General features: G+C 60.0%; 21 protein-coding genes. 16 read left to right on the top strand and 5 right to left on the bottom strand.

Annotated elements, in window-relative coordinates:
* Positions 1 to 9 precede the first annotated feature (9 nt).
* Positions 10 to 543 (top strand): carboxymuconolactone decarboxylase family protein, encoded by a 534-nt coding sequence (locus tag ATY78_RS11300; RefSeq protein ID WP_088682421.1) that lies wholly within the window; start codon positions 10 to 12, stop codon positions 541 to 543.
* Between the two features lie 203 nt (positions 544 to 746).
* Here ATY78_RS11300 and ATY78_RS11295 read toward each other — a convergent pair whose 3' ends face one another.
* Positions 747 to 1,970, bottom strand: coding sequence for a LacI family DNA-binding transcriptional regulator (locus ATY78_RS11295; protein ID WP_245313544.1), 1,224 nt, complete (start codon positions 1,968 to 1,970; stop codon positions 747 to 749).
* Between the two features lie 148 nt (positions 1,971 to 2,118).
* Here ATY78_RS11295 and ATY78_RS11290 point away from each other — a divergent pair, with 148 nt between their 5' ends.
* The 9 genes from ATY78_RS11290 to ATY78_RS11250 all read left to right on the top strand — a co-directional run bounded on the left by ATY78_RS11290 (position 2,119) and on the right by ATY78_RS11250 (position 11,553).
* Complete coding sequence (locus ATY78_RS11290) at positions 2,119 to 2,964, top strand: branched-chain amino acid ABC transporter permease (RefSeq protein WP_190237440.1); 846 nt, start codon at positions 2,119 to 2,121, stop codon at positions 2,962 to 2,964.
* Between the two features lie 2 nt (positions 2,965 to 2,966).
* Entirely contained in the window at positions 2,967 to 4,709 is a 1,743-nt protein-coding gene (locus ATY78_RS11285) for a branched-chain amino acid ABC transporter ATP-binding protein/permease (protein ID WP_088682419.1), read from the top strand.
* Positions 4,699 to 5,406, top strand: coding sequence for an ABC transporter ATP-binding protein (locus ATY78_RS11280; protein WP_088682418.1), 708 nt, complete (start codon positions 4,699 to 4,701; stop codon positions 5,404 to 5,406). The genes ATY78_RS11285 and ATY78_RS11280 overlap by 11 nt, the downstream gene beginning before the upstream one ends.
* A complete protein-coding gene (locus ATY78_RS11275) occupies positions 5,396 to 5,974 on the top strand; it encodes a cupin domain-containing protein (protein WP_088682417.1) in 579 nt (192 codons plus the stop codon). Before ATY78_RS11280 ends, ATY78_RS11275 begins: the two co-directional genes overlap by 11 nt.
* Positions 5,975 to 6,034: 60 nt before the next feature.
* On the top strand, positions 6,035 to 7,351 hold the full coding sequence (gene eno / locus ATY78_RS11270; RefSeq protein WP_088682416.1) for a phosphopyruvate hydratase: 1,317 nt from the start codon (positions 6,035 to 6,037) through the stop codon (positions 7,349 to 7,351).
* A gap of 65 nt (positions 7,352 to 7,416) precedes the next feature.
* Positions 7,417 to 8,451 carry a VOC family protein gene (locus ATY78_RS11265; RefSeq protein WP_348626690.1) on the top strand — a complete coding sequence of 345 codons (1,035 nt, stop codon included), beginning with the start codon at positions 7,417 to 7,419 and terminating at the stop codon, positions 8,449 to 8,451.
* 59 nt (positions 8,452 to 8,510) lie between these two features.
* Complete coding sequence (locus tag ATY78_RS11260) at positions 8,511 to 9,725, top strand: amino acid ABC transporter substrate-binding protein (protein ID WP_190237439.1); 1,215 nt, start codon at positions 8,511 to 8,513, stop codon at positions 9,723 to 9,725.
* Positions 9,726 to 9,832: 107 nt separating this feature from the next.
* Complete coding sequence (locus ATY78_RS11255) at positions 9,833 to 10,951, top strand: alcohol dehydrogenase catalytic domain-containing protein (RefSeq protein WP_190237449.1); 1,119 nt, start codon at positions 9,833 to 9,835, stop codon at positions 10,949 to 10,951.
* 50 nt (positions 10,952 to 11,001) lie between these two features.
* The gene (locus ATY78_RS11250; protein ID WP_088682413.1) at positions 11,002 to 11,553 is read left to right on the top strand and encodes an NAD(P)H-dependent oxidoreductase; all 552 of its coding nucleotides are present in this window, start codon (positions 11,002 to 11,004) and stop codon (positions 11,551 to 11,553) included.
* 268 nt (positions 11,554 to 11,821) lie between these two features.
* Here the strand turns inward: ATY78_RS11250 and ATY78_RS11245 are convergent, their stop codons facing one another.
* The 4 genes from ATY78_RS11245 to ATY78_RS11230 all read right to left on the bottom strand — a co-directional run bounded on the left by ATY78_RS11245 (position 11,822) and on the right by ATY78_RS11230 (position 17,722).
* Positions 11,822 to 12,817 (bottom strand): aminoglycoside phosphotransferase family protein, encoded by a 996-nt coding sequence (locus ATY78_RS11245; RefSeq protein WP_088682412.1) that lies wholly within the window; start codon positions 12,815 to 12,817, stop codon positions 11,822 to 11,824.
* 21 nt (positions 12,818 to 12,838) lie between these two features.
* Positions 12,839 to 13,801: a C-terminal binding protein gene (locus ATY78_RS11240; RefSeq protein ID WP_088682411.1), complete on the bottom strand. Its 963-nt coding sequence runs from the start codon at positions 13,799 to 13,801 to the stop codon at positions 12,839 to 12,841.
* Between the two features lie 87 nt (positions 13,802 to 13,888).
* The gene (gene ppc, locus ATY78_RS11235; RefSeq protein WP_088682410.1) at positions 13,889 to 16,645 is read right to left on the bottom strand and encodes a phosphoenolpyruvate carboxylase; all 2,757 of its coding nucleotides are present in this window, start codon (positions 16,643 to 16,645) and stop codon (positions 13,889 to 13,891) included.
* A 162-nt stretch (positions 16,646 to 16,807) separates the two neighbouring features.
* The gene (locus ATY78_RS11230; RefSeq protein WP_088682409.1) at positions 16,808 to 17,722 is read right to left on the bottom strand and encodes a LysR family transcriptional regulator; all 915 of its coding nucleotides are present in this window, start codon (positions 17,720 to 17,722) and stop codon (positions 16,808 to 16,810) included.
* A 117-nt stretch (positions 17,723 to 17,839) separates the two neighbouring features.
* Between ATY78_RS11230 and ATY78_RS11225 the strand changes: the two genes are divergently transcribed.
* From ATY78_RS11225 to ATY78_RS11200, 6 genes are read left to right on the top strand one after another with little or no spacing between them, the layout of a single operon-like run.
* Positions 17,840 to 19,015 carry an acyl-CoA dehydrogenase gene (locus ATY78_RS11225; RefSeq protein ID WP_088682408.1) on the top strand — a complete coding sequence of 392 codons (1,176 nt, stop codon included), beginning with the start codon at positions 17,840 to 17,842 and terminating at the stop codon, positions 19,013 to 19,015.
* A gap of 54 nt (positions 19,016 to 19,069) precedes the next feature.
* A complete protein-coding gene (locus tag ATY78_RS11220) occupies positions 19,070 to 19,957 on the top strand; it encodes a 3-hydroxybutyryl-CoA dehydrogenase (RefSeq protein WP_088682407.1) in 888 nt (295 codons plus the stop codon).
* 40 nt (positions 19,958 to 19,997) lie between these two features.
* Positions 19,998 to 21,662, top strand: coding sequence for an electron transfer flavoprotein-ubiquinone oxidoreductase (locus tag ATY78_RS11215; RefSeq protein ID WP_088682406.1), 1,665 nt, complete (start codon positions 19,998 to 20,000; stop codon positions 21,660 to 21,662).
* 42 nt (positions 21,663 to 21,704) lie between these two features.
* Positions 21,705 to 22,850: a CaiB/BaiF CoA-transferase family protein gene (locus ATY78_RS11210; protein ID WP_088682405.1), complete on the top strand. Its 1,146-nt coding sequence runs from the start codon at positions 21,705 to 21,707 to the stop codon at positions 22,848 to 22,850.
* Between the two features lie 39 nt (positions 22,851 to 22,889).
* A complete protein-coding gene (locus ATY78_RS11205; protein WP_088682404.1) occupies positions 22,890 to 23,651 on the top strand; it encodes an electron transfer flavoprotein subunit beta/FixA family protein in 762 nt (253 codons plus the stop codon).
* 20 nt (positions 23,652 to 23,671) lie between these two features.
* A complete protein-coding gene (locus tag ATY78_RS11200; RefSeq protein WP_088682403.1) occupies positions 23,672 to 24,601 on the top strand; it encodes an electron transfer flavoprotein subunit alpha/FixB family protein in 930 nt (309 codons plus the stop codon).
* Positions 24,602 to 24,894: the final 293 nt, after the last annotated feature.

Raw genomic sequence — 24,894 nt, 5'->3', positions numbered from 1 at the left:
GGTGGAGAAATGGCACGCGTAAAATATGTCTCGAACTGTGAACTCGCCGAGACGCAACCCGCATTGAATGAGCGCCTGCTGAAGGAGAGGAAGGTTCCGACCGGAAATATCTTCCTTGCGCTCGCCAATGCTCCGGCAATTCTCGACGACTTCCTGACCTATGCGAATGCGGTCCGGGCTGCCGACCTCAGCCCGAGGCTGCGCGAGATGGCAATCCTGACGGTCGGCTACTGCACGAACTCCGAATACGAGGTGAAGCACCATCATTCTCATGGCCTCAAGGCAGGCTTGACGGAGGAGCAGTTCCAAGCCATCCCGCATTTCGAAACCTCCGACCTTTTCAACGAGCAGGAAAAGGCTGTGATGGCCTTTGCCAAGGACTCCACGCTGAACGTCGATGTTTCCGATGAAGTGTGGAACGGCGTCGCGAAGTTCCTGTCGGAGAAGCAGCTTGTCGAACTGTCGATCAATGTCGCCTGGTACAATTCCGGCGTTCGTCTCATGGGTGCGCTGAAGATCGATCTTGAAGAAGGATACAGGTGAGCAAACGGGTGGCGCGGAAACTGCATCCGCCGCAGCTTGCCGCGTCGTCTTGGCGGCGGCTCATCAAATAATCCAGAGCCTTCAGCGTCCGGTCCTGGAATATGGGATGAATCACAGCCAATCAAAGAGAGGTGCGCGCCGCGGGGCGGGCGCCTCTCTTTGATCTGGTGGGCCGCGGCGCGTGTCTGCAGCCTGCCGGCGTTTCAGGGAGCGCCCGTGCTGCCGCGAATGACCAGTTGTGGCGGAGAGATGAAGCTGTAAGGCTTGCTAAGGTCACCCTTGTTTTGAAGGTGGTGCAGGAACCAGAGCCCGCAAGCCGTAGCCAGCTCCGAAACAGGCAATTGGACCGTCGTCAATCCAGGCCCCCACCACCGATACCCAAGCTCATCGCCAAATCCGACGACCGAAATATCTCGAGGGACACTCAAGGCCTGGTCCTGGATTTCGTCAATGACTCCGGAGGTGTTTTGAACTGCGCCGATCACCAGCGCCGTCGGTCGATCCTTTAGGGAAAGCAGGCGGCGCACGGCCTCCCGTCCGAATTCGGGCGAGGAGGGCGCGCCAAGCTCCTCGTGAACGGTGATGGTTCGGCCGGCGCTTTTGACGGCGTCCCGGAAACCCTGCACGCGCGCCGCGCCGGTGGGCAGTTCTTCCGTACCGCCGATATAGGCGATCCGTTTGTGACCTGCATTGATGATATGTTCGGTGCTCTCGTAAAGCGCCCGCCTGTCATCGATCCCAAACCATTGGTCGCCGAGCAGCGGCGCCTTTCGCAGTAATTGAATGTGCGGCGTCATCTTCAGGATTCGCGCGGAATCGGGATGAGGTTTTGCGCTCGGGACCAGAATGATCCCTGCGACGTTGACGCTCGTGAGTTCCCTGATGTGGCGAAGCTCGTGCATTCTGTCGTCATCGGTTTCGCACAAGGTCAGCTGGTAATTCGCCGAAAGAAGGCACTGCGAGAGAGCGTGGGCAATCGTCGAGTAAAAGTTGTTCCGGATATCTGGAACGATCAGCCCGACGAGATTGCTCTGCACTCCGCGCATCATGCGTGCAGCACGATTGGCAACATAGCCCGCTTGAGCTGCGGCTTCGTTCACCTTTCGCTTCATCTCGGCGCTGATCCGGCGATCGTCGGCCAGGGCGCGGCCCACGGTCGAGGGGGAAACTTGAAGTATCGCCGCTATGTCTTTAATTGTTACCATTGTGTGTGGCTCGGAATTGTCGATTTGGCCAACGATAGCATTGGCGTCGCGGTTGTCAAACCTTCCGTACCGTTTAAGTAGCAATCTTTTGATTTTTCGCCACCTGCACTTGGCCGACGTCGCCGATAGCGTTGTTAAATAAAAATATTTCAAATACTTAAGTCTATCGATCCCAATTGCTGCGCCGATGGCGGCGCGCTCGCACAGGCGCTTCGGAGCCAATTAACTTCTTCAGAGCCGTTGACAGGAGGCCCGTGCTGTGGGACGAATGTTTGTGCAAACGTTAGCGCAAACGGGAGGAGGCATAACGTATGGATGTTCTGGTGTTCCTGGCATCGATCATCACGTCCGCAGAGGGACGTAGATTCTGATGACCGTCGCTCTTTTCCTGCAATCCGCTGTCGGCGGCGTCCTGTTGGGCGGGATCTATGGCCTGCTGGCGATGGGTCTCAGCCTGAGCTGGGGTCTGCTGAAGCTTGTGAACCTCAGTCATTTCGCGCTGGCGTTCCTCGGCGCCTACCTGACCTACCAACTCGGCACCATTTATGGCGTTCCGGCATATTTGAGCGCTCTCATAATCGCGCCACTGTTTTTCGCGCTTGGCGTTGCGCTGCATAGCGTGTTCGTGCGCTTCAAGGTGAAGGAATTCGCATCTCTCCTGGTGACCTTCGGCGTCACGATCCTGATCGAGTCTCTGATCCAATGGATCTGGTCGGCGGACTTCCTTCGTTATGAAACACCCTATGCCCAGACCACCATCCGGCTCGGTCCGATCTTCGTGCCCGTATTGGATCTCTCAGCCTTCGTCTGCGCCGGGGTGCTGGCCGGGGCAGCCTGGTACGCGTTGAACAAGACCATGCTCGGCAAAGCGCTGCGTGCCGCTGCCCACGACGCCCCCGTCGCGTCGGCTTTCGGCATCAACTCCACCCGCGTCTCATACATTCTGGCTGGTCTTTGCTCAGCCACAGCCGGTATCGCGGGTGTCTTCATCGCCCTGATCGGAACTTTGGCGCCATCTCAGATCGAGGCCTGGATCGGGGTCGTATTTGCCGTCGCCATCATTGGAGGATTGGGCAGCCCGATCGGCGCGCTGGGCGCCGGAATGCTGATCGGCGTGGCCGAGAGCCTGACCATGTCCGTCGTGAATCCCGCGTGGGCGCCGCTTGTGGCATTCAGCGTCCTCATCGTCATCCTCCTGCGCAAACCGGTGATTTGACCATGAAAAAGCTTCTAACCACAGCGCCGGTCGTTGGGATTTTGGCCTTGCTGCCTTACCTCGGAATGGCGGATTACTACCTTTCCTACCTCTACATCATCTTCTTCTGGGTCGTGCTGGCGACGAGCTGGGGCATCCTCAGCGGTTACACGGGCTACTGGAGCTTCGGTCACGCCGCATTCTTCGGGATTGGCGTCTACACCACAGCCACGCTCACCACGCAATTGTCTTGGCCGTTCGTTGCGACAATCCCGGCCGCGGCACTGATTGCGGCCGCGATCGCTGTCCTGATCGGCTTGGTCGTGTTCCGCTCCGGAGCCTTGCGCGGGGAGTTCTTCGCGCTGCTGACGCTGTCGGTGACCTTCGTCGTCGCCGCCATCGTGTCAAACACCTCGCTGGACTCAGGTACGGGCGTGTTCCTCTCGGGGATCGAAATCCCGATGATCGGCGTGACGGCGTCCGGTTCCCTCTACATGTTCGGGCTTCTCGCGGCTCTGGCTGCGCTGGCGACGTCCTACTTCATCTTTCACAGTAAATTCGGGCAGGGCTTGCTTGCCATCCACGATGATGAAGACGTCGCGGAGGTGAAGGGCGTTCCGACCTTTCGCTATAAGCTCATCTCGTTTGCCGTCTCGTCGGCGCTTGCCGGCGCGATGGGGGCGATCCATGCGGTATATGTGGGCTACGTCACGGTTGGCGAGACGTTTGCGGTGACCGTTCCTCTTTATGTCGTGCTCATGAGCATCCTCGGCGGTGCTCGCCATTGGGCCGGTCCTGCCATCGGCGCGGTCATCATCACCGTGCTGCAGAGCGCGATCGTCAGCGGCGCGCATGCAGAATTCGGCCGCGCGGGCGTCGCTCTTGCGCTGATCGTTGTCATCCTGGTGCTGCCGTCCGGCATCGTTCCGAGCCTTATTCGCAGGTTTGCCGAAAAGCGCGGTGGAATTGCCATGCCGCAGGCGGCGGTTCAGGCTGCAACCCTGCTTGCGCCTTCAACTGCTGACGGTTCCAGCCCGGTGCTCCTCAAATGCGAGGACGTCACAAAGTCCTTTGGCGGTATCCGGGCCCTGACCGGCGTGACCCTCGACGTTTTCCGAGGTGAAATTCTGGCCCTGGTCGGGCCGAACGGTTCCGGCAAGTCCACGCTGATCAACATGATCAGCGGCCACTACACCATGACCTCCGGCAAGATCACACTGGAAGGCGAAGAGATCTCCGGTCGATCCCCGCATCTGATCGCGCAGCAGGGCGTGGCGCGGACGTACCAGATCCCGCGCCTGTTCGACAATCTGACCGTCCTCGAAAACGTTCAACTCTGCGCAAAATTCGGCAGCGCCGATGGCATGGGCGCGGCTGAGGTCGAGGCGGTCACCAGCGAGGCGCTTGCCTTCACCGGCCTGGCCGACAAGGCCAACGTGCTTCCCGAAGCCTTAAACCTGCATGACCGAAAGTTTGTCGAATTCGCCAGAGCGCTGGCCGCAAAACCGCGGCTGCTGCTGCTCGACGAGGTGCTCTGCGGCCTCAATCCGGCCGAGGTCGACCACGCGGTTGAAATGATCAAGCGGATCAAGGCCGGCGGTACGACGATCATCTTCGTCGAGCACCTGATGAGGGCGGTCGTCGCGCTGGCGGACCGTGTCGCGGTGCTGGATCAGGGCAAAGTTCTGGCGCTCGGGCATCCTGGCGAAACGATGAGAGATCCAGCCGTGATCAGCGTATATCTGGGAGGCAGTCATGCTGCTTGAGGTCGATAAGATCGAGGTCGGTTACGGAGATGCGATTGCTCTTTGGGACCTGTCCATCAGCGTAAAGCCGGGCGAGATCGTTTCCGTCGTCGGCCCGAATGGAGCCGGCAAGAGCACGCTGGTCAACGCCATCGCCGGCATTCTTCGGCCGCACAAAGGAAAGATCGTTATCGAGGGTAACGATGTTTCCAAAGTGCCCAGCCATCGGGTCTGCGACTACGGCATAGCAGTGGTGCCGGAAGGGCGCCGTCTCTTCACGGCGATGACGGTCCTGGACAATCTGTTGCTCGGTGCCTACCGCTCGATCGCTCGTGCTGAGCGTGAGGCCACGCTCGCCGAGGTGTTTCACCTGTTTCCTGTTCTGAAAGAGCGCCAGGATTCATTGGCAGGCTCCCTCTCGGGCGGGCAGCAGCAGATGGTCGCGATCGGCCGCGGCCTGATGGCCAAGCCGCGCGTGCTGCTGATGGACGAGCCGTCGCTCGGGTTGTCGCCTTTGATCGTCGGGGAAATGTTCAAGATCATCCAGATGATCAATGAGCGGGGCGTCGCCGTGCTGCTCGTCGAGCAGAACGTGAACAAGGCGCTCGAAATTGCCCATCAGGCCTACGTGATCGAGCAAGGCCGCGTGACGGCCTCCGGAGCGCCAGAAGTTCTCATCAATGATCCAAGCATCAGGGAGGCGTATCTTGGCATCTGAAAATTCGAGCGGAAGGGTTCCCGTGCATGTTCGACGCGTGGTGACGGAGCACTCCAGTCAGGGTGTCGCCGGCTTCGCTGAGGACGGCGCCGTTCCGCGCACGGACATATTCAGAACGATCCCCGGCTTGGTGTCGCGGATGATCTGGTCGACGTCGGCTTCCACGACCCTTCCATTCGACGGAACCGATCCAACTGCCTCGGTGACGAGCTTCGTTCCCGAGCTCGGCGAAACGCGATTTCTAGTGCTAACGTTCCCACCGGATGCCGTTTTCATGTCTCCGGATTTCGACGGTCCGGCAGCCATGACTGAGAATCTGGCGGTCAGCCCAGGCTTGGCCGAACGCTTCGAGCCGGATGGCAAACATCAAACACCCACCGTCGACTATGGAATCGTCCTCGACGGTGAGATCTGGATGGAGCTCGACGATGGCAATGAGACCCGCTTGGGTCCGTTCGACGCCTTCGTACAGAACGGTACGCGTCATGCCTGGCGAAACAAAAGCGACAGACCGGCAACCATCGCCGTGGTGCTGGTTGGTGCGAAACACTCCGATACGACGGATTAAGACGACGGCCTGTCGGCCTCGATGATCCAAATTTCAACCTGACTTGTGGACAAACTGAACATGATCAACACCGAAATCCGAAAAGTGCAGGGTCGTCGCGTCTGGGATTCCCGTGGCAGGCCCACTGTCGAGGTGGAGATCGAATTGGCCTCCGGTGCGACCGGCAGGGCCATCGCTCCCGCCGGCGCATCGACCGGCACCGGCGAAGCACTCGACCTTCGTGACGGCGGCAGCGCCCTTGCCGGCCTGGGTATCAACAAGGCCCTGACCGCCGTCAACGGTGAAATCGCCAGGTTGCTGATTGGCCGGGATGCCAGGGATCAAGCCGAAGTGGACCGCGCCATCATCAACCTGGACGGCACTGCGAACCGGAGCAGGCTGGGTGGAAATGCATCGGTGGCAACGTCGATGGCGCTGCTTCACGCGGCAGCGGCAGCCGCCGATCAACCGATCTGGCGGTATCTCGCGGGTTCCGACAGGGGAATTACGATGCCGCTGCCGGAAATCCAGATCTTTGGCGGCGGCGCGCACGCGGCGCGCCGGGTAGACGTTCAGGATTTCATGATCATGTGCCCTGCCGCCTCGACGTTCTCGGAGGCTTTGGAGTGGACCGCAGAGGTTTATCGCGCAGCAGGCGACATCATGAAGCGCGCCGGCAAGCTCCAGGGCGTGGCGGACGAGGGAGGCTACTGGCCTGCTTTTACCAGCAATGAAGAGGCTCTCGACGCCTTGGTTCGCTCGATCGAGGCCGCGGGCCTGAAGCCAGGCGCCGACGTCGCGATATCGCTCGATATCGCGGCTTCCGAATTCGGTCGCGAAGGTAAGTATTCGCTGGCCTTGGAAGACCGGCAGCTCGATACGGCCAAAATGATCGACATGCTTGGCGGCTGGTTGAAGGCTTACCCGATCGTCTCCATCGAGGATCCGCTTGCCGAGGACGATCCGGATGGCTTCAAGGAGTTCACCGCCCGCTACGGCTCCAGATGCCAGATCATCGGCGACGACTTCTTCGTGACGAACGCGGCGCGTGTCACCGAAGCGATCAAGGAGAAAAGCGCCAATGCGGTTCTGATCAAGCCGAACCAGGCGGGCACGATCACAGAGACATTCGAGGCGCTTTGCGTGGCCAAGAAGGCGGGTTTCCGGACGATCGTTTCGGCCAGATCCGGTGAGACGGAAGATGTGACGATCGCCCATCTGTCGGTCGGCTGGGATGCCAAGCAGCTCAAGGTTGGATCGTTCTCCCGCTCCGAACGGATGGCCAAGTGGAACGAGGTCCTCCGGATCGAGGAAGCCCTTGGAAAAGAGGCTTCGTTCGCCGGCTGGTCGGCGCTAGACTTGGCTGAAAAGCCGGCCGCGGCTGTCGCTGTCGGTTAGAATTTGGATGGGCCGGCTGCTGCTCTCGCTCGAAAACAGGCGTTGACAAAAGACTTGGCCATTTTATGCTAACGTTAGCAAAATTCCACGAGGGCAACATGCTTCCGGCCGTTAATCTGAAACCTCCGTTCAACATCACGCGCTTCAGCCATGTCGTGCTCGATGTCGATGATGTGGAGCGCAGCCGAGATTTCTACGTCAATGTCGGCGGCCTGGTCGAAACAGAATTCGCCGACGGTGTTTCCTATCTTCGCGGATTGTCCGAGGCCTGCCATCACAGCCTCGTGCTCGCACCTGCCGACGGGAAGCCGGCGTGCAAGCGGATCGGTTACCGGGTGTTCCTCGAAGAGGATCTCGAGAAGGCCAAGATCTTCTTCGATGAGAAAGGGCTGCCGACAGAATGGGTCGAAGTTCGAAACCAGGGGCGGACTCTGCTTGTCAGCGATCCGTCCGGTGCGCGTATCGAGCTTTGCTCCAGCATGAGCGTCCATCCCCGCAAGTTTCTCGAAGTGCATGAACATCGTGGCGCCCGAGCCCAGGGCCTCGACCATTGCCAGGTCATGGTTGCCAATCCGCTGGCTCTCAGCGCGTTCTATGGCGAGCTCGGTTTCCGGACTTCGGAATATATCGCGGCAGGCGACGATCTCATTGCGAACTTCATGTATCGCAAAGGTGTTTGCCTCGACCTGGCCTTGGTGCCCGGTATCGGTCCGCAGCTGCATCATTTCGCTTACACGGTTGCAGAAAGCAGCGACATCTTCGCCGTGTGCGATTTCGCCAGCCGTTATGGCTATGGCGACAGCGTTGAGCGGGGGCCTGGACGACATGGACCTTCGGGAGTCCTGTTCGTCTATCTGCGTGATCCCGATGGGCATCGGGTGGAGTTCTTCAACAATCACTACACCACGATAGACGCGGAGTTGGAGCCCATTCGCTGGGATGCGGCATCCCTCAGCACCAACGTGCATTGGGGCATGCCAGCCGTCTCGAAGTGGTTCTTCGAGGCCAGCGAATTTACGGGAGTGCCGCTGGAGCGCCCCGAAAAAATGCCGAACCCTATGACGCTGGAACGCTACGCGGAAGCGCTGGCGAAGCGCTGAGGCCTGCCGCCGGCGGCAGGGATTGATAATGACATGCCGGAAGCACTTGGGAGGATGAGATGAGTGCGAATTCCATTATACTGAAGAGACGAGCATTCCTCGGGTCTGCAGCCGCAGTAGCAGCTTTCAGCTCGATACCGAGGGTTTTTGCCCAGGAGGGGCCGATCCGCGTCGGCGGAACGCTGCCGTTGACGGGTCCGCTCGCGGGTGTGGGCGCAATCCACAAGCTCGCGGCCGAGGTGTTCGTCGAACAGATCAACGCCAAAGGCGGTATTCTCGGACGAAAGGTGGAATTCGTCCTTCTCGACGACCAATCACTTCCCGCCAATGCCCGAACGCTCTATGAGCGCCTGGTGACGGCCGATAAGGTCGACCTGCTGATGGGGCCATACGGCACGTCCTCGATCATCGCGGCAATGGGCGTTGCCGCCCGGTTCAAGAAGGTGCTTGTCCAGAGCAGTCTTGGAGACCCGAGTCTGGCGCCGTATCCCCTGCAGTTCCCGTCTCTTCCGATCGGAGCCGAGCCGCAGTTGGCCGATACCGAGGTCGTTCTCGATGCTTATGCGAGCCTGCCGACGCCTCCCAAGACGATCGCTTTCGTCACGAGCAAATTCCCCTCGGCTCTGACGATCGCCAAGGGCGGCCAGCAGGTCGCAGAGAAGCGTGGCATCAAGAGCGTGCTGGACCTCGAATACGAGTTCGGCACGAAGGATTTCGGTGCAATCGCCAACCGCATCAAGGCGGCTGATCCGGACCTGCTGTGGTCCGGCGCGATCGGCATGGAGGCCGTGCAGCTTCTCGATGCGATGAGCCGGATCGACTATCAGCCAAGAAACCAATTCTACCTGTTCCCGGCGCCCGGCCCGACCGCAGCTCACCCCAAAGCAAACAGCTTGACCTCGCTGACCTGGTTTGAAGAGCACGAGCCCTTCCTCACCTATCACGGCGCACAGGAATTCGTGAGCGCTTACGACAGCAAGGCCAAGGCGGCAGGCTTCCCTTATCCGCGCGCAGAGTATCAGGCGGCCGTCGAATATGCTGCATGGCAAATCCTTGCCGCCGCTGCGGAAGGGGCAGGGAAACTGGACGACGCCGCAATGGCTGCGTGGTTGCGCTCGAATACCGTCGAGACGGTTGTCGGGCCAAGGACGTTCGACGGCAAGTTCAATGCCGGCAAGCCATCGACGAAGCTCAAGCAAGTTCAAGGAAAGGATTGGGTGACCGTCTGGCCCGCGGACTTCCGGCCGGCCGGAAAGGAATTCCCAGCCCCCTGACGAATGCCGCACGGCGCTTTGCCGCGCGCCTGTCTGAAACTGCAAAAAAGCATTCGGTCGGGCACCGTCCGACCGATGTCCCCATGGAGGAGTGAATGGTTAAGACTATGATTGCCGCTCGGCTGCATGCTCTGCATCAGCCGATGTCGCTGGATGAGATTCCGGTTCCCACGCCGCGGCCCAACGACGTTCTGGTACAGGTCAGGGCCTGCGGTATCGTGCCCAACATGGCCAACGTCATCAATAATTGGCCGACCTGGTTTCCCCACCAGCCGCTGCCGAAGTTTCCGGCAGTGTTTGGCCTGGATCCAGCCGGGGTCGTCGCCGAAGTCGGCGAGGCGGTCACCAATGTCAAAATTGGCGATCGCGTATATGTCAGCCCTCTCAGGTCCTGTGGCTCCTGCAAGGCGTGCCGGTCCGGCAACCGCAGTCAATGCCGTTATTACACCTTGAATGGCTACTTCAGCACCAGCCGCGATGGTCAAAGGATCTTCGATCTTTATCCCTATGGCGGCTTCAGCCAATACATGACGGCCCCGGAATATTCCCTCGTGTGCCTGCCGGACAATCTCAGCTTCGAGCAGGCCGGCCGCTTCGGCTACCTCGGTACATCCTACGGCGCCCTGAAGAACGCGCAGGCCGGACCGGGCCAGGTTTGCCTCATCGACGGGATCACCGGTACGCTCGGCGTCGCGACCACCAAGCTCGCTCTTGCGATGGGCCTCTCCAAAATTCTGGGCACCGGCAGAAACAAGGAATTGATGGATCGCATCAAGGCCATCGCTCCGGACCGCATCGACACGATGATGCTCGGCGAAGGCTCGACGGGAGAATGGGCGAAGGCTGAGACCGGCGGCGAGGGCGTGGATTTCGTCATCAGTGCGCTCGGCGCGCGCGCCCCGGCCGCCACCGTGATCGATTCCATGCGCGGCGTTCGCCGAGGCGGCCGCGTGGTTATCGTTGGCGGCGTCGCGGAAGATGTTCCGGTCGACGTGAAATGGCTGATGGACGAGCAGGTTCAGCTCATCGGCTCCAACTGGTTCAGCGCTGCCCAGGGGCAGGAAATGGCCGACATGGTCCGCACCGGCGCACTCGATCTCTCCTATCTCGAGCACAAGATCTATCCCCTCGAGCGGGTAAACGAAGCCATTTCCGGCATCGGCGAACGCGACGGCGGCTTCAGCAACTACGTGGTCGTTCCGCCGGTCCCGGCCTCTTATCAGTAACAATCACCGGCGTCGGCTATCGCCGGCGCCATCACGCGAGAAGAGAGAACATGTCCAAGAAAGATATCGCGGTCCTGGTCGGAAGCCTTCGTCAGGCTTCGATCAACCTGAAGCTCGCCCGCGCCATGCAGAAAGTGGCGCCCGACGGGCTGAACCTGGAAATCGTCCCGATCGGCGATCTTCCGCTTTATAATCAGGACCTGGAGACCGAGACGCCGCCGGCGGAGTGGACGTCCTTCCGCGAGCGCATCAAGGCTTGCGACGGAGCAATCTTCGTGACGCCCGAATACAATAGATCCGTACCGGCGGCATTGAAGAATGCGATCGAAATCGGTTCTCGGCCATTCGGGAAGAGCGTGTGGGATCACAAGCCCGGCGCGGTGACGGGGGCTTCTCCCGGTCTCATCGGCGCAGCCGCTGCGGCGCTTCAGCTCAGGGTTATCTTGACCAACATCAACGTGCCGACCATGCCTCAGCCTGAAGTTTACCTCAGCACGGCAGACAAGTTGGTGGGTGACCATGGTGTGTTCCTCAACGAAGGAACCCAGAAGTTCATCGAGAGCTTCCTGGTTGCGTTTGAAGGCTGGGTCGCTCGCTTCTGAAGCCGAAGCAGATGCGAAGTCTTCATCCGCCATCGCGACAACCTCGCGATGGCTTTCACACCCTCATTGAAAATGAATGCACCGCTTTCCCGATGCGCCCTGTTCCGCCGCCCATGCGCCGTGCCGATCGCGGCTTCGAAAATGTGATTTTCGTGATGATGGGAAGTGCCGCGTGAACGTCGTTATTCGCTCTTCTGAGCATTCCACAAGACCACGCGGTTTCGGCGCAACGGCAACGAAATATGCCGCTGTCCGAAGACCCTATGCATTATGAAAACCAGGCCTGAGCCACGTCAGCCAGCTTTTGCCGAGGCGATGCGATCAGCGGGATTGCGGCTTTGCGGACCATTTCGCGCTGGCATTCATCGGTTATGTACTCGACGGGCGATTTGCCGTCGATCCGAGCGAGGAAGAGGGCGGGCAACAAGCTTGCGGCCCGCGCTTCGAGAGCATGCCGGTCCTCCCAGTCGACTTGATCCAGGTAGGCTGCCGTCAAAGCCGCGAATGACGAGGCGAGCTCCGGCTCCGCTTCTCCGATAATGATCTTCTTCAACAAGAGATGGTTGAGGCAGAAGGCCAGGTCGAAAGCCGGATCGCCGAACCAGGCGCATTCGGCATCCAGGAACACCGGGCCGCTTTCACCCAGAAGGATGTTCTTCGGGCTGACGTCGCCATGGACCAGCGCCAGCTTTGTTTCGGCCGTGCGCTGAACCAGCTCTGCGAGGCGATCACTGACGAAGGGATGTTTGGCGGCAGTCGCCACCAGATAGGGCTCGAGCCGAAGAGCATAGAAATTCGAGCCGGAGTCGAACTGATCCCGCAAGCCCGGCGTACGGGCACTGACGGAATGGATCTGTCCGATCCGCCGGCCGGTTACCTCTGCCGCCTTTCGGTCGACGTGTCCCTGGAGCAGCTGGGTCTTCCAGAGCGGGTATTCGTCGCCGGGAAGGAACTCCATTGCGAAGACGCCGGACGACGCGTCATGTGCGAGCGGCTTCGGCACGGCGGAAGGAAAATGCTGCGCCACGAAGGAAATCCAGTTCCATTCGTATACATTTCTCGACACCGGCGCCTGCCAATCAGCAGACACCTTGAGTTTGGGAAGTGCGCGTTTCACACAAAGCAGCCGGCCGGGAAGTCCCACGCGGTAGATATCCGAAGAAACGCCGCCGGTCAGCGGCTCGTAGACCGCTTCCTCGGAAGTATTTTTCAGGCCGCTCTTCAGCAGGAAATCATCGAAAATCGTCGTCTCGTCTTCAGACATGAAACCAGTGTCCTTGCGGCATTAGCGGCGGGGGCTGTTGCGGGGTTGTTCGGGCATCTCTCCGGAGAGGACCCTGACAACCTCTTCCGCCGCCCGGCGACGCAGCTCGATCAGCGAAGCATCCGAGGAAAAGGCGACGTGCGGGGTGATCATCGCGCCGGGATGAGCGATCAGCTCCGGTGGAACGCGTGGTTCGTCCTCGAGGACATCAAGGCCGACACCGCTCAGAATGCCGGAGTTCAGCCCCTCGATCACGGCAGCGGTATCGACGACGCCGCCTCGGCTGACGTTGATCAGCAGGCTTCCGCGGCGCATCTTCGAGATGGCGTCTCTGTTGATCAGGTGGCGCGTCGCAGGCGCAAGCGGCGCATGCACGATGACGATATCGCTCCTGGCCAGAAGGGTATCGAAATCGGCAAGCTCCACATTCGCAGGAATATTCGAGGCATGAGGATCGTAAGCTAGCACCCGGCACCCGAGCGCCTGCATTTTTGCCGCAGTCGCACGACCGATGCGGCCAAAGCCGATGATGCCGCAGGCCAGCTCCGAAAGCCTGCGCAGATTTGCCGAAGCCGGATCCCAGCGCCCGTCGCGAACTTCGCGATCAAAGCGGATCAGGCCACGGGCCCAGGCAAGTGCAAAACCGACGGCGTGGTCGGAGACCTCCGCGACGCAATAATCGGGAACATTCGTAACCCATATCCCCCGCTCCGTCGCGGCGTCGACAGCAATATTGTCGAGGCCAACGCCAAGGCGGGCGACGATCTTGAGATTGGGAGACGCAGCGATTGCCGTCTCGCTGACCTGGGCCCAGCAGGTCAGAATCGCGTCCGGCTGATGTTCTGCAGCCAAAACGTCTATCTCGGCAGATGGAGAAGGTTCGGCAGGGCCGCTGACGAGTGTGAACCCGGCCCGCTCGATCACCTCCCGTTCTACTTTGTCATCCGGCCAGGCGTAATCGGTCAACAGCACGGTCCGCGTCATGAATTCCTCCCATTTGTGCGAACGTTAGCGCAACGGCATTGTCGCGGTCAAGAAAAATAGGCTTACACCATCTGCATTGGCGGCTCGCTACCCGCTGTTGCGTAGCCCCGCGGCGATGCCGTTGATGGTCAGATGCAGCGCCTCTTCGGTATCCTGATCGCCTTGTCCGGTACGGTGGCGGCGAAGAAGGTCGATCTGCATGTGGTTCAGCGGATCGAGGCATGGAAAGCGATGATGGATCGACTGCTTCAGTGCCGGATTGTTCTCGAGCAGTGAGGCTTGATCCGTTATGGAGCATAACGCAGACGTCGTCGCTTCCCATTCGTCTTTGATGCGTGCGAAGATTTGCTCATGGGCGGATGCGTCGGGCGCGAGATTCACATAACGCGCCGCGATCGCCATATTGGCCTTGGCCAGAACCATCTCCATGTTGGCAATCAGTGTCTGGAAAAAGGGCCAGTCCCGATGCATTGCCTGAAGAGTTTGCAAGCCGTCGGGACGTCTCGCCAACCACTGTCGCACCGCCGAGCCAAATCCAAACCAGCCCGGCAACATTATGCGGCTCTGCGACCAGCCGAACACCCAGGGTATTGCGCGAAGGTCTTCGATGCGACGTGAGGCGCTGCGTGAGGCCGGGCGGCTGCCGATATTGAGTTTTGCGATTTCGCCGATGATCGTTGCTTCCCAGAAGAACCGTTCGAAGCCCTCGGTCTCGTAAACCAGACAGCGATAGGCTGCAAAAGCGAGATCCGACAGTTCCTCCATGGCGCCGAGATAGTCGGAATCCGGTTCCTGTGCCTCGGAGGGCAGCAGGGACGCTTCCAGGGTCGCGGCGATCAGAAGTTCGAGATTGCGGCGGCCGAGCGCTGGATTGGAATATTTCGCTGCGATGACTTCCCCTTGTTCCGTCAGCCGGATCGACCCGGCAACCGCGCCAGGCGGCAGGGCGGTGATGGCTTCATAGCTGGGACCGCCGCCGCGACCGACGGAGCCGCCGCGACCGTGAAACAAGCCGAGGCGAAGGCCTTCTCGCTCAAAGAGCGGAATGAAGGCCGTCTCCGCCTTATACAACTCCCATCCCGAGGTCAGATAGCCGCCATCCTTATTGCTGTCGGAGTAGCCGAGCATGACCTCCTGCTTGCCGCCAAGCGCTTGCAGATATGTCCGGTAGGCCTCGATGGCCAAAACCGTCTGCATCACGTCATGCGACCTTCGAAGATCCGAAATCGTCTCGAAAAGCGGTATGATGTTGACTGACGCGGCTTCAGGTTCATCGGGCCGGAACAGTCCTGCCTCGCGGAACAGGACCATCACCTCCAACAGGTCGGACGGGCTTGCGGCCTTCGAAATGATGTAGTTGGGGATGCTGGCGCGGCCATAGCGTTTATGGGCTTCGGCAGCTTCACGTAGAACGGAAAGCTCTGACATCGTCTCGGCCGAATAGGCCTTGAGCGGTGTGGTCAGCAGCTGGGAAGATCGAAGCTCCTCAGTGAGCAGGCGGATCTGGTCGCCCTCGGCCAACGCCCCGTACCCTGTGCCAGGCCGCACACTCTCGAAAAGCTCATGAACAACCCGTTGATGAACCTCGGAATTCTGTCTCAAGTCCAGGCTGACGAGGTGAAAGCCAAAGACGTCTATCGCGCGTTGGAGCCTGCGCAGTTTTCCTGCGGCGATCTTTTCTGCGCCGTTGGCCGTCAGCGATTTGCTGATCGTCGCCAAGTCGTTGGCGAATTCGGCAGGGTTGAGGTAGGATGGCGCCGCCGCCACAGGCTCGCGAACCAATTCGGCGCTGCCGAAATTGCGCGCCGTGGCCGCCAGGCGAGCATACATGCCCGAAATCGCCAGGCGATACGGCTCGTGCCGGCGCTGCTCCGATCTGTCGGGAGAGTCGGTCGCGAGCTGCCGAAGCTCCTGCGAGACCCTCACATACCGGTCATCCAGGGAAAGTTCGGCGCCAAGGCCGTGCAGTTCGCCGAGATAGAACGCGAAAACTCGCTCGCTCTGCAGCCGGAGCGCCTCTTTCAAGGTCTCACCGTTGACATAGGGATTGCCATCCCGGTCGCCGCCGATCCAGGACCCCATGCGCAGGAATGGCGGCAGCGCGTCCCGACCGAAACTCCAGGGTGAGTCTCGAAGCTGATTTTCGAGACTCTCGTACACCTCCGGGATGACGCGGAAAATGGTGCTGTCGTAATAGGATAAGCCATTGAGGATTTCATCGACGACCTGCAGCCGCCGGCCCCGCAGACTGTTCGTTTGCCAAAGCGTTGTCGTCGCTCTTTCCAAATCCTCTTGATGCCGCCCTATCTCCTGCTCGGTGAGGCCGGCCTGGTCGAGCTGCGTCAGGCATCGTGCAAGCTCCTGCTCGATTTCGATAACGCTCTTGCGCCGAACCTCGGTCGGATGCGCCGTGAAAACGGGCGAGACGACCGCTTCAAAAAGCAGTTTGCGGATATCTTCCGCCTCAATACCGGCCGCGGCCAGAACCGACAGCGATCTGGCAATCGTTCCCGGCATGGCAGGTTCGCGATCGACGACGCTGAAGCGCTGCATCCTGGCTTGGTGCGCGTCCTCGGCAATATTCATGAGCTGAGAAAACTGGCTGAAGGCACGGATTACGCGCTTGAGCGTCCGGGGAGGCATATCTGCACAGAAGGGGGCGAGCTTGTCGTGCAAGTGCGGACCGGTCTTTCTATGGCCGGCAACCGAGAGAGTGCGGACCTGTTCGACGATCTCACGGGCCTCCTTGCCGTCGCTTGCTTCAATAGCCTCGCACAGCAGGCGGCCGAGCAATTGAACATCCTTCACCAGGGCCCTGCTGGTCGTGAAGCGTTTCCCTTGCATGCTGGCGTTCTTCAATTGAAGGTGCAAATGCGCATTCCTTATGCTAACGTTAGCATAAACTGGCAGGATTTGACGGAGGAGTCAAGCAGCGCTCGCAATCGAGCATCAGGGAATTATCGAAGGCAGGGTTCATCGGCTGTTATTGGCGGCCATCGCCCGCTATCAGCCGGCAACGCCCTTCTTATAGAGCGCGACCTGTTCCAGCAGCCATGCGCGGAACGCCACGACAGGGCGGAAATCCTTCCTGCTGAGAGGCGCCACCGCATAATAGGCGCTGGGGCTTTTGACCTGATGCGGGAAGGCTTGAACGAGTTGCCCGTTCGCGAGCTCGGAGTCGATCAGGAACGGCGGCATCAGTGCGAGCCCCAATCCGGCGATGCAGGCCTGGGCGACGCTGCTGAACTGTTCGAACCGCATCGCCTGCAACGGGGTGCCATCGACCTGGAGGCTTTCGAAAAAATGGCTCCAGGCCCCGGGGCGAGAGGCCATCTGCAGCAGCGGAAGACGAAGCAGATCTTCAGCCGTCACGATCGGATGCGTGCTGAGAAAAGAGGGCGATGCGACCGGTGCGACCATCTCTTCCATGAGAAATGTGCTTTCGGCGCCCGGCCAATCAGGCTGACCGACATGGATCGCCATATCGATGTCGTCGCGGTCGAAATCGAATATGCCGATGCGCGTCGCGAAGTTCAACGTGATCTCCGGATGTCTCGACACGAACTGCGGAATGCGCGGCATCAGCCAGCGGGTGCCGAAGGTCGGCAAGATGGCAAGATTGAGCTGATCTCTATGCTGTTTGGTCATGGCCTGCAGTGAAGCGGAACGGATTTCCGCCAGGGCGCCGGCAATCGCCCGCGCATAGTCGGTGCCTGCCTCCGTGAGAATGACACCGCGGCTGGTCCGCTCGAACAGCAAAACGCCGAGCTGGTCCTCCAGTGTGGCGATCTGACGACTGATGGCTCCCTGCGTCAGGGAAAGTTCGTCTGCCGCCGCAGAAAAGGTGTGCAGCCGTGCGACGGAATCAAAGGCGGCGAGAGCTGAAGTCGAGGGGAGGAGTCTTCGCGATAGGTTTGCCATCAGCTATTACTATACCTCATAGGCTGATGAGTAAACCTCGCTTTGTCAGCCGTCAAAAAGCGGCTTTAATTCCGTCAATTTCGAATTGCCGATAACCTCAATGGGAGGACGACGAACTTGGCCTTTTCTTGGAATGATCCCTTTCTGCTCGACGACCAGTTGACCGAAGATGAACGGATGATCCGCGAGTCCGCTGCGGCTTTTGCAGAGTCCGAACTCTTGCCGCGCGTTGCGGACGCCTATCTCGAGGAAATGACGGACCCCGAACTGTTCAGGCTGATGGGGCAGACGGGTCTTCTCGGTGTGACGCTGCCGGAAGAATACGGCGCCGCGAACGCATCCTACGTCGCCTATGGCCTGGTTGCTCGCGAGGTCGAGCGCATCGACTCCGGATATCGCTCGATGATGAGCGTGCAGTCCTCGCTCGTCATTTACCCGATCTTCGCCTACGGCTCTGACGAGCAGAAGAAGAAATATCTGCCGGGTCTCGTTTCGGGTGAGCTGATCGGCTGTTTCGGCCTGACCGAGCCCGACGCAGGCTCCGATCCCGGCGGTATGAAAACCCGCGCCGAGAAAATCGAGGGCGGCTACCGGTTGCGCGGCTCGAAGATGTGGATCTCGAACTCCCCGATCGCCGATGTCTTCGTCGTCTGGGCAAAGTCTGAGGCCCACGACAACGAAATACGCGGCTTCGTTCTCGAAAAGGGCATGAAGGGCCTTTCGGCTCCGAAGATCGGCGGCAAGCTTTCGCTACGTGCCTCGATCACGGGTGAAATCGTGATGGACGGCGTCGAAGTCAGCGAGGATGCGCTTCTGCCCGGCGTTTCCGGTCTCAAGGGACCGTTCGGCTGCCTCAACCGCGCCCGTTACGGCATCTCCTGGGGCGTCATGGGAGCTGCCGAAGATTGCTGGTTCCGCGCTCGTCAATATGGTCTTGACCGCAAGCAGTTCGGCAAACCGCTCGCGGGCATGCAACTATATCAGAAGAAGCTTGCCGATATGATGACCGAGATCACGCTCGCGCTGCAGGGCTCGCTTCGCGTTGGCCGCCTGATGGACGAACACAAGATGGCCCCGGAAATGATCTCGATCGTCAAGCGCAACAACTGCGGAAAGGCGCTTGAGATCGCACGGCAAGCCCGGGATATGCACGGCGGCAACGGCATTCAGATCGAATACCATGTCATGCGCCACGCGCAGAACCTCGAGACGGTCAACACATATGAGGGAACCCACGACGTCCACGCCCTGATCCTTGGACGTGCCCAGACGGGCCTCCAGGCGTTCTTCTAATTCCCCACGGCCAATCGGCACCGTCCTTCAACTTCCGGATCAACGAGAGGCAGCATGCCTATAGCGAATAAGATTTCTACCGTCGCCATCATCGGCGCCGGCCAGATGGGGACTGGGATCGCGGAAGTCGTCGCGAAACACGGGTATGAGGCATTGGTCTATGATCTCGATAAAGATCGAATTCGCGCAAGCATCGAAACGAGTTCCGGATATTTCGGACGCCAGGTGGCAACCGGAAAAATGCCGGCTGAGGCGGCTGATCAGGCGATCTCCCGAATAAGGGGAGCGTTCTCCCTTCCCGATCTGGCGAGTGCTGATTTGATCATCGAAGCGGTCAGCGAGAATGAAGACATCAAGAGGAAAGTTTTTACGGACGTGTGCACTGTCCTGAAGCCGGATGCGATCTTGGCGACGAACACATCGTCGCTCTCCATAACGCGGCTTGCCGCGTCAACCGACAGACCCAATCACTTTATAGGGATACACTTCATGAATCCCGTTCCTGTTATGAAGCTGGTAGAGCTGGTCCGCGGCATCGGAACGGATCAGGGGACATTTGCCAGAGCCAAGGATTTTGCCGAATCCATCGGCAAGACCGTCACCGTCTCCGAGGACTTTCCGGCTTTCATCGTAAACCGTGTCCTCATCCCCATGATCAACGAAGCAATCTACACCCTGTATGAGGGGGTCGGAAACGTCGAAGCCATCGATACCGGCATGAAGCTCGGCGCCAATCACCCAATGGGGCCGCTCGAACTGGCTGACTTTATCGGTTTGGATACATGCCTTTCCATCATGCAGGTCCTTCATGAGGGGTTGGCTGACAGCAAATATCGTCCCTGTCCGCTGCTGGTCAAATATGTCGAAGCCGGCTGGCTCGGCCGCAAGGCGCAGCGCGGGTTCTACGACTATAGCTACGTTCCGGCTCGGCCAACCCGCTGACCCCATCGCATTCCAACATCGAGATTGTCAGGCATTTATCATGACCGAAGAGCACGCAGCCGAGAGTCGTGAAAGCATGGAATTCGACGTCGTGATCGTCGGTGCCGGTCCGGCCGGTCTGGCGGCGGCGATCCGGCTGAAGCAGGTCGATCCGGAACTGTCGGTCGTGGTGCTGGAGAAAGGCGCCGAGGTCGGCGCCCATATCCTGTCGGGCGCGGTCGTCGATCCGATCGGCATCGACCGGCTGCTGCCCGGCTGGCGCGAGGATGGCGATCATCCCTTCAAGACCGAGGTGACGGCGGATCATTTCCTGGTGCTCGGCCCGGCCGGCTCGATCCGCCTGCCGAACATGCTGATGCCGCCCTTGATGAACAATCACGGCAACTACATCGTCTCGCTCGGAAACGTCTGTCGCTGGCTGGCGACCAAGGCGGAGGAACTCGGCGTCGAGATCTATCCGGGCTTTGCCGCAACCGAAGTGCTCTACGATGATAAGGGTGCGGTGATCGGTGTCGCCACCGGCGACATGGGCATCGAGAGGAACGGCGAGCCCGGCCCGAACTATACCCGCGGCATGGAACTGCTCGGCAAATATGTGCTGATCGGCGAAGGCGTGCGCGGTTCGCTCGCCAAGCAACTGATCGCCAAGTTCGATCTGCAGAAGGATCGCGAGCCGCAGAAGTTCGGCATCGGCATCAAGGAACTCTGGCAGGTCAAGCCGGAGAACCACAGGCCGGGCCTGGTGCAGCACTCCTTCGGCTGGCCGCTCGGCATGAAGACCGGCGGCGGCTCCTTCCTCTATCATCTCGAAGACAATCTGGTGGCGGTCGGCTTCGTCGTCCACCTGAACTACAAGAACCCCTATCTCTATCCCTTCGAGGAGTTCCAGCGCTTCAAGACCCATCCGGCGATCCGCGGCACCTTCGAGGGCGGCAAGCGGCTCTCCTATGGGGCACGTGCGATCACCGAGGGCGGCTACCAGTCGGTGCCGAAGCTCACCTTCCCCGGCGGAGCGCTGATCGGCTGTTCGGCCGGTCTCGTCAATGTGCCGCGCATCAAGGGCAGCCACAATGCGGTGCTGTCGGGCATGCTGGCGGCGGAGAAGGTTGCGGCGGCGATCGCATCGGGCCGCAGCCATGACGAGGTGGCCGAGATCGAGAACGAATGGCGCAAGGGCGACATCGGCAAGGACCTGAAGCGGGTGAGGAACGTCAAGCCGCTGTGGTCGAAGTTCGGCACGGCGGTTGGTGTGGCGCTCGGCGGTCTCGACATGTGGACCAACACGCTGTTCGGCTTCTCCTTCTTCGGCACGCTTGGTCATGGCAAGACGGATGCGCAGTCATTGGAGCCTGCCGCAAACCACAAGCCGATCGCCTATCCGAAGCCGGACGGCGTTTTGACCTTCGACCGTCTGTCCTCGGTGTTCCTGTCGAACACCAATCACGAGGAAGACCAGCCGGTGCATCTGCAGGTCAAGGACATGGCGCTGCAGAAGCGATCGGAGCACGACATCTATGCCGGTCCGTCGACGCGTTACTGTCCGGCGGGCGTCTACGAATGGGTGGAGAAGGATGGTGAGGAGACCTTCGTCATCAACGCCCAGAACTGCGTGCACTGCAAGACCTGCGACATCAAGGACCCCAACCAGAACATCAACTGGGTGCCGCCGCAGGGTGGTGAAGGTCCGGTCTATCCGAATATGTAGTCCCACAATATCCGCCAACTTGGGAATGGTCAGGAGTTATCGATGCAGTTTCCGCTGGAAGGCGTTAGGGTCGTGGAATTGGCGCGTATCCTGGCTGGTCCGTGGGCCGGACAGACACTTGCCGACTTGGGTGCGACTGTCATCAAGGTGGAAAGCCCGGAGGGCGACGATACGCGCCGGTGGGGACCTCCCTTCATTCGGGATGGCGAAGATATCGCTGCGGCCTACTTCCACAGCTGCAATCGCGGAAAACTCAGCATCACGGCGGATTTTAACTCGGCGGAAGACGTCGAAAAGCTTCGTGCACTGATCGCGAACGCCGACGTCGTCATCGAGAACTTCAAGGTCGGCGGGTTGAGGAAGTTCGGCCTTGATTATGAGAGTTTGAAGGCAATCAATCCGAAGCTGATCTACTGCTCGATTACCGGTTTTGGTCAAACCGGCCCATACGCCGGGCGAGCAGGATATGATTTCATCGTCCAGGGCATGGCCGGCATCATGGATTTGACGGGCGAACCTGATCGGGAACCCCAGAAAATCGGCGTCGCGTTCGGCGATATCTTCACCGGGCTCTATTCGGTCATCGCTATCCAGGCCGCCTTGATTCTGCGCAACAGTACGGGCGAGGGACAGCATATCGATATGGCCCTCCTGGACAGCACGGTGGGCGTGCTGGCCAACCAGGCGATGAATTTCCTCGCCTCGGGAAAGGCGCCGACGCGGCTCGGCAATGCGCATCCCAACATCGCGCCATACCAGGTATTCCCGGTATCCGACGGCAATATCATTATCGCCTGCGGGAACGACAGCCAGTTCGCACGGATATGCGATATTCTCCGGCTTTCCGCCGTGGCAGCCGACGACCGTTTCAAGACCAACGCGGAGAGAGTACGTCATCGAGCGGAACTGACATCGGTGATGGAAACGCAGACGAAGCTCTTCCAGCGTACGGATCTGTTAGCCGACCTTGCGCGTGTGGGCGTTCCCGCCGGGCCGATCAACACCGTGGAAGATGTATTTGCGGATCCGCAAGTGGTGCATCGCAAGATGGTGGTGGAGAATGAAGGGATACCAGGCATCCGGACGCCAATCGTTTTCTCGGGGACGATGCTGACCTCGCATCACAAGTCGCCGAGGCTCGGTGAGCACAATGGCAAAGTGCAGCCGGACTGGTCTTCAAGAGGCTGATTTGTTTGGCGTAATTGGGTTTAAAGGAGCGCGCACTCCATGAAAATTCTCGTGCCCGTCAAACGGGTTGTCGATTACAACGTGAAGATCCGGGTGAAGCCGGATGGCACGGGTGTCGAGCTTGCCAATGTGAAGATGTCGATGAACCCGTTCGACGAGATCTCGGTGGAAGAGGCGCTGCGGCTGAAGGAGGCCGGCAAGGCGGAGGAAGTGGTGGTGGTGTCGATCGGTCCTGCCAAGGCCGAGGAGACGCTGCGGACGGCACTTGCCATGGGCGCCGACCGGGCGATCCTGGTCGAGACCGAGGATCAGGTCGAGCCGCTCACTGTGGCCAAGATCCTGAAGGCGGTCGCCGATGCCGAACAGCCGGGCTTGATCATCACAGGCAAGCAGGCGATCGACGACGATTCGAACCAGACCGGCCAGATGCTGGCGGCGCTCTTGGGTTCGGCCCAGGCGACCTTCGCCTCGAAGATCGAGATCGAAGCTGCCGTCCCTGGGGGCAAAGCAACTGTCACCCGCGAAGTCGACGGCGGCCTGCAGACGATCGAGATCAAGCTGCCGGCGGTCGTCACCACCGATCTGCGTCTGAACGAACCGCGCTATGCCTCGCTGCCGAACATCATGAAGGCGAAGAAGAAGCCGCTCGACAAGAAGGCTCCTGCCGATTTCGGCGTCGATACGACACCGCGGCTGAAGGTGCTGAAGACCGAGGAGCCGTCTGGCCGCAAGGCCGGCGTCAAGGTCAAGTCGGTCGCCGAACTGGTCGACAAGCTCAAGAACGAAGCCGGCGTGCTCTAAGGTTCGAAAGGAATATCACCATGACCATTCTTCTTCTGGCCGATCATGACAATGCCAGCCTTTCCGACCAGACCGCCAAGGCGCTGACGGCGGCAAGCCAGATCGGCGGCGATATCCACATTCTCGTTGCCGGCAAGGGCGCCAGGGCTGCGGCCGATGCGGCGGCCAAACTTTCCGGCGTCTCCAAGGTGCTGCTCGCCGAAAGCGACGAGCTCGCCAACAATCTGGCCGAACCGCTTTCCGACCTGATCGTTTCGCTGGCCGGTTCCTACGACACGATCCTCTCGGCCGCGACTTCGGTCGGCAAGACGGTGCTGCCGCGTGTGGCCGCTCTTCTCGACGTCGCCCAGGTCTCGGAGATCATCGAGGTCGTTTCATCCGATACCTTCAAGCGTCCGATCTATGCCGGCAATGCCATCCAGACGGTACAGGCAAGCGATGCCAAGAAGGTCATCACCGTGCGCACCGCTTCCTTCGCCTCCGCTGGTGAAGGCGGATCTGCCTCCGTCGAAGCAATCCCGGCTGTCTCCGATCCCGGCCTGTCGCGTTTCGTCTCCGATGCGCTGTCGGCCTCGGAACGTCCGGAACTGACCTCGGCGAAGATCATCATCTCGGGCGGCCGGGCGCTCGGTTCTGCCGAGAAGTTCAAGGAAGTCATCCTGCCGGTTGCCGACAAGCTCGGCGCCGCGGTCGGTGCAAGCCGTGCCGCCGTCGATGCCGGCTATGCGCCGAACGACTGGCAGGTCGGCCAGACCGGCAAGGTGGTCGCGCCCGATCTCTATATCGCCGCCGGCATTTCCGGGGCGATCCAGCATCTGGCCGGCATGAAGGACAGTAAGGTGATCGTCGCCATCAACAAGGATGAGGAGGCGCCGATCTTCCAGGTCGCCGACTATGGCCTCGTCGCCGATCTCTTCGACGCACTGCCGGAATTGCAAAAGGCGATTTAAGCGGTCGCAGGTTCGATTCCCATCAACTGCAAGCCAGGCGTCGAATGACGGCGTCTCACGTTTCGAGAGCTGCGTACCAGTTGCAGCACGGTCGACCGTCAAATCGTATTTATTGGCTTTTGGGCCGTTCGTCGAGCCTGAGTTATCCGAGGCACCTGCGCGAATGTTTATCGTGCGGCGCAGCCGACTTTTGCTGCACTGCAGTTTCTTGGGGGCGCACCCAGCTGTGTGAAACATCGACGGGTCAATCGGCAATGCCGAATAGATCGGTTCGCTATAAATAAACGCTATAG

The organism is Rhizobium sp. R635, assembly GCF_002211285.1.
In the GTDB taxonomy this organism is placed as follows: Bacteria; Pseudomonadota; Alphaproteobacteria; order Rhizobiales; family Rhizobiaceae; genus Rhizobium.
Note: the sequence above shows the minus strand (reverse complement) of the source record. Positions and strands in the feature narration are given on the sequence as shown.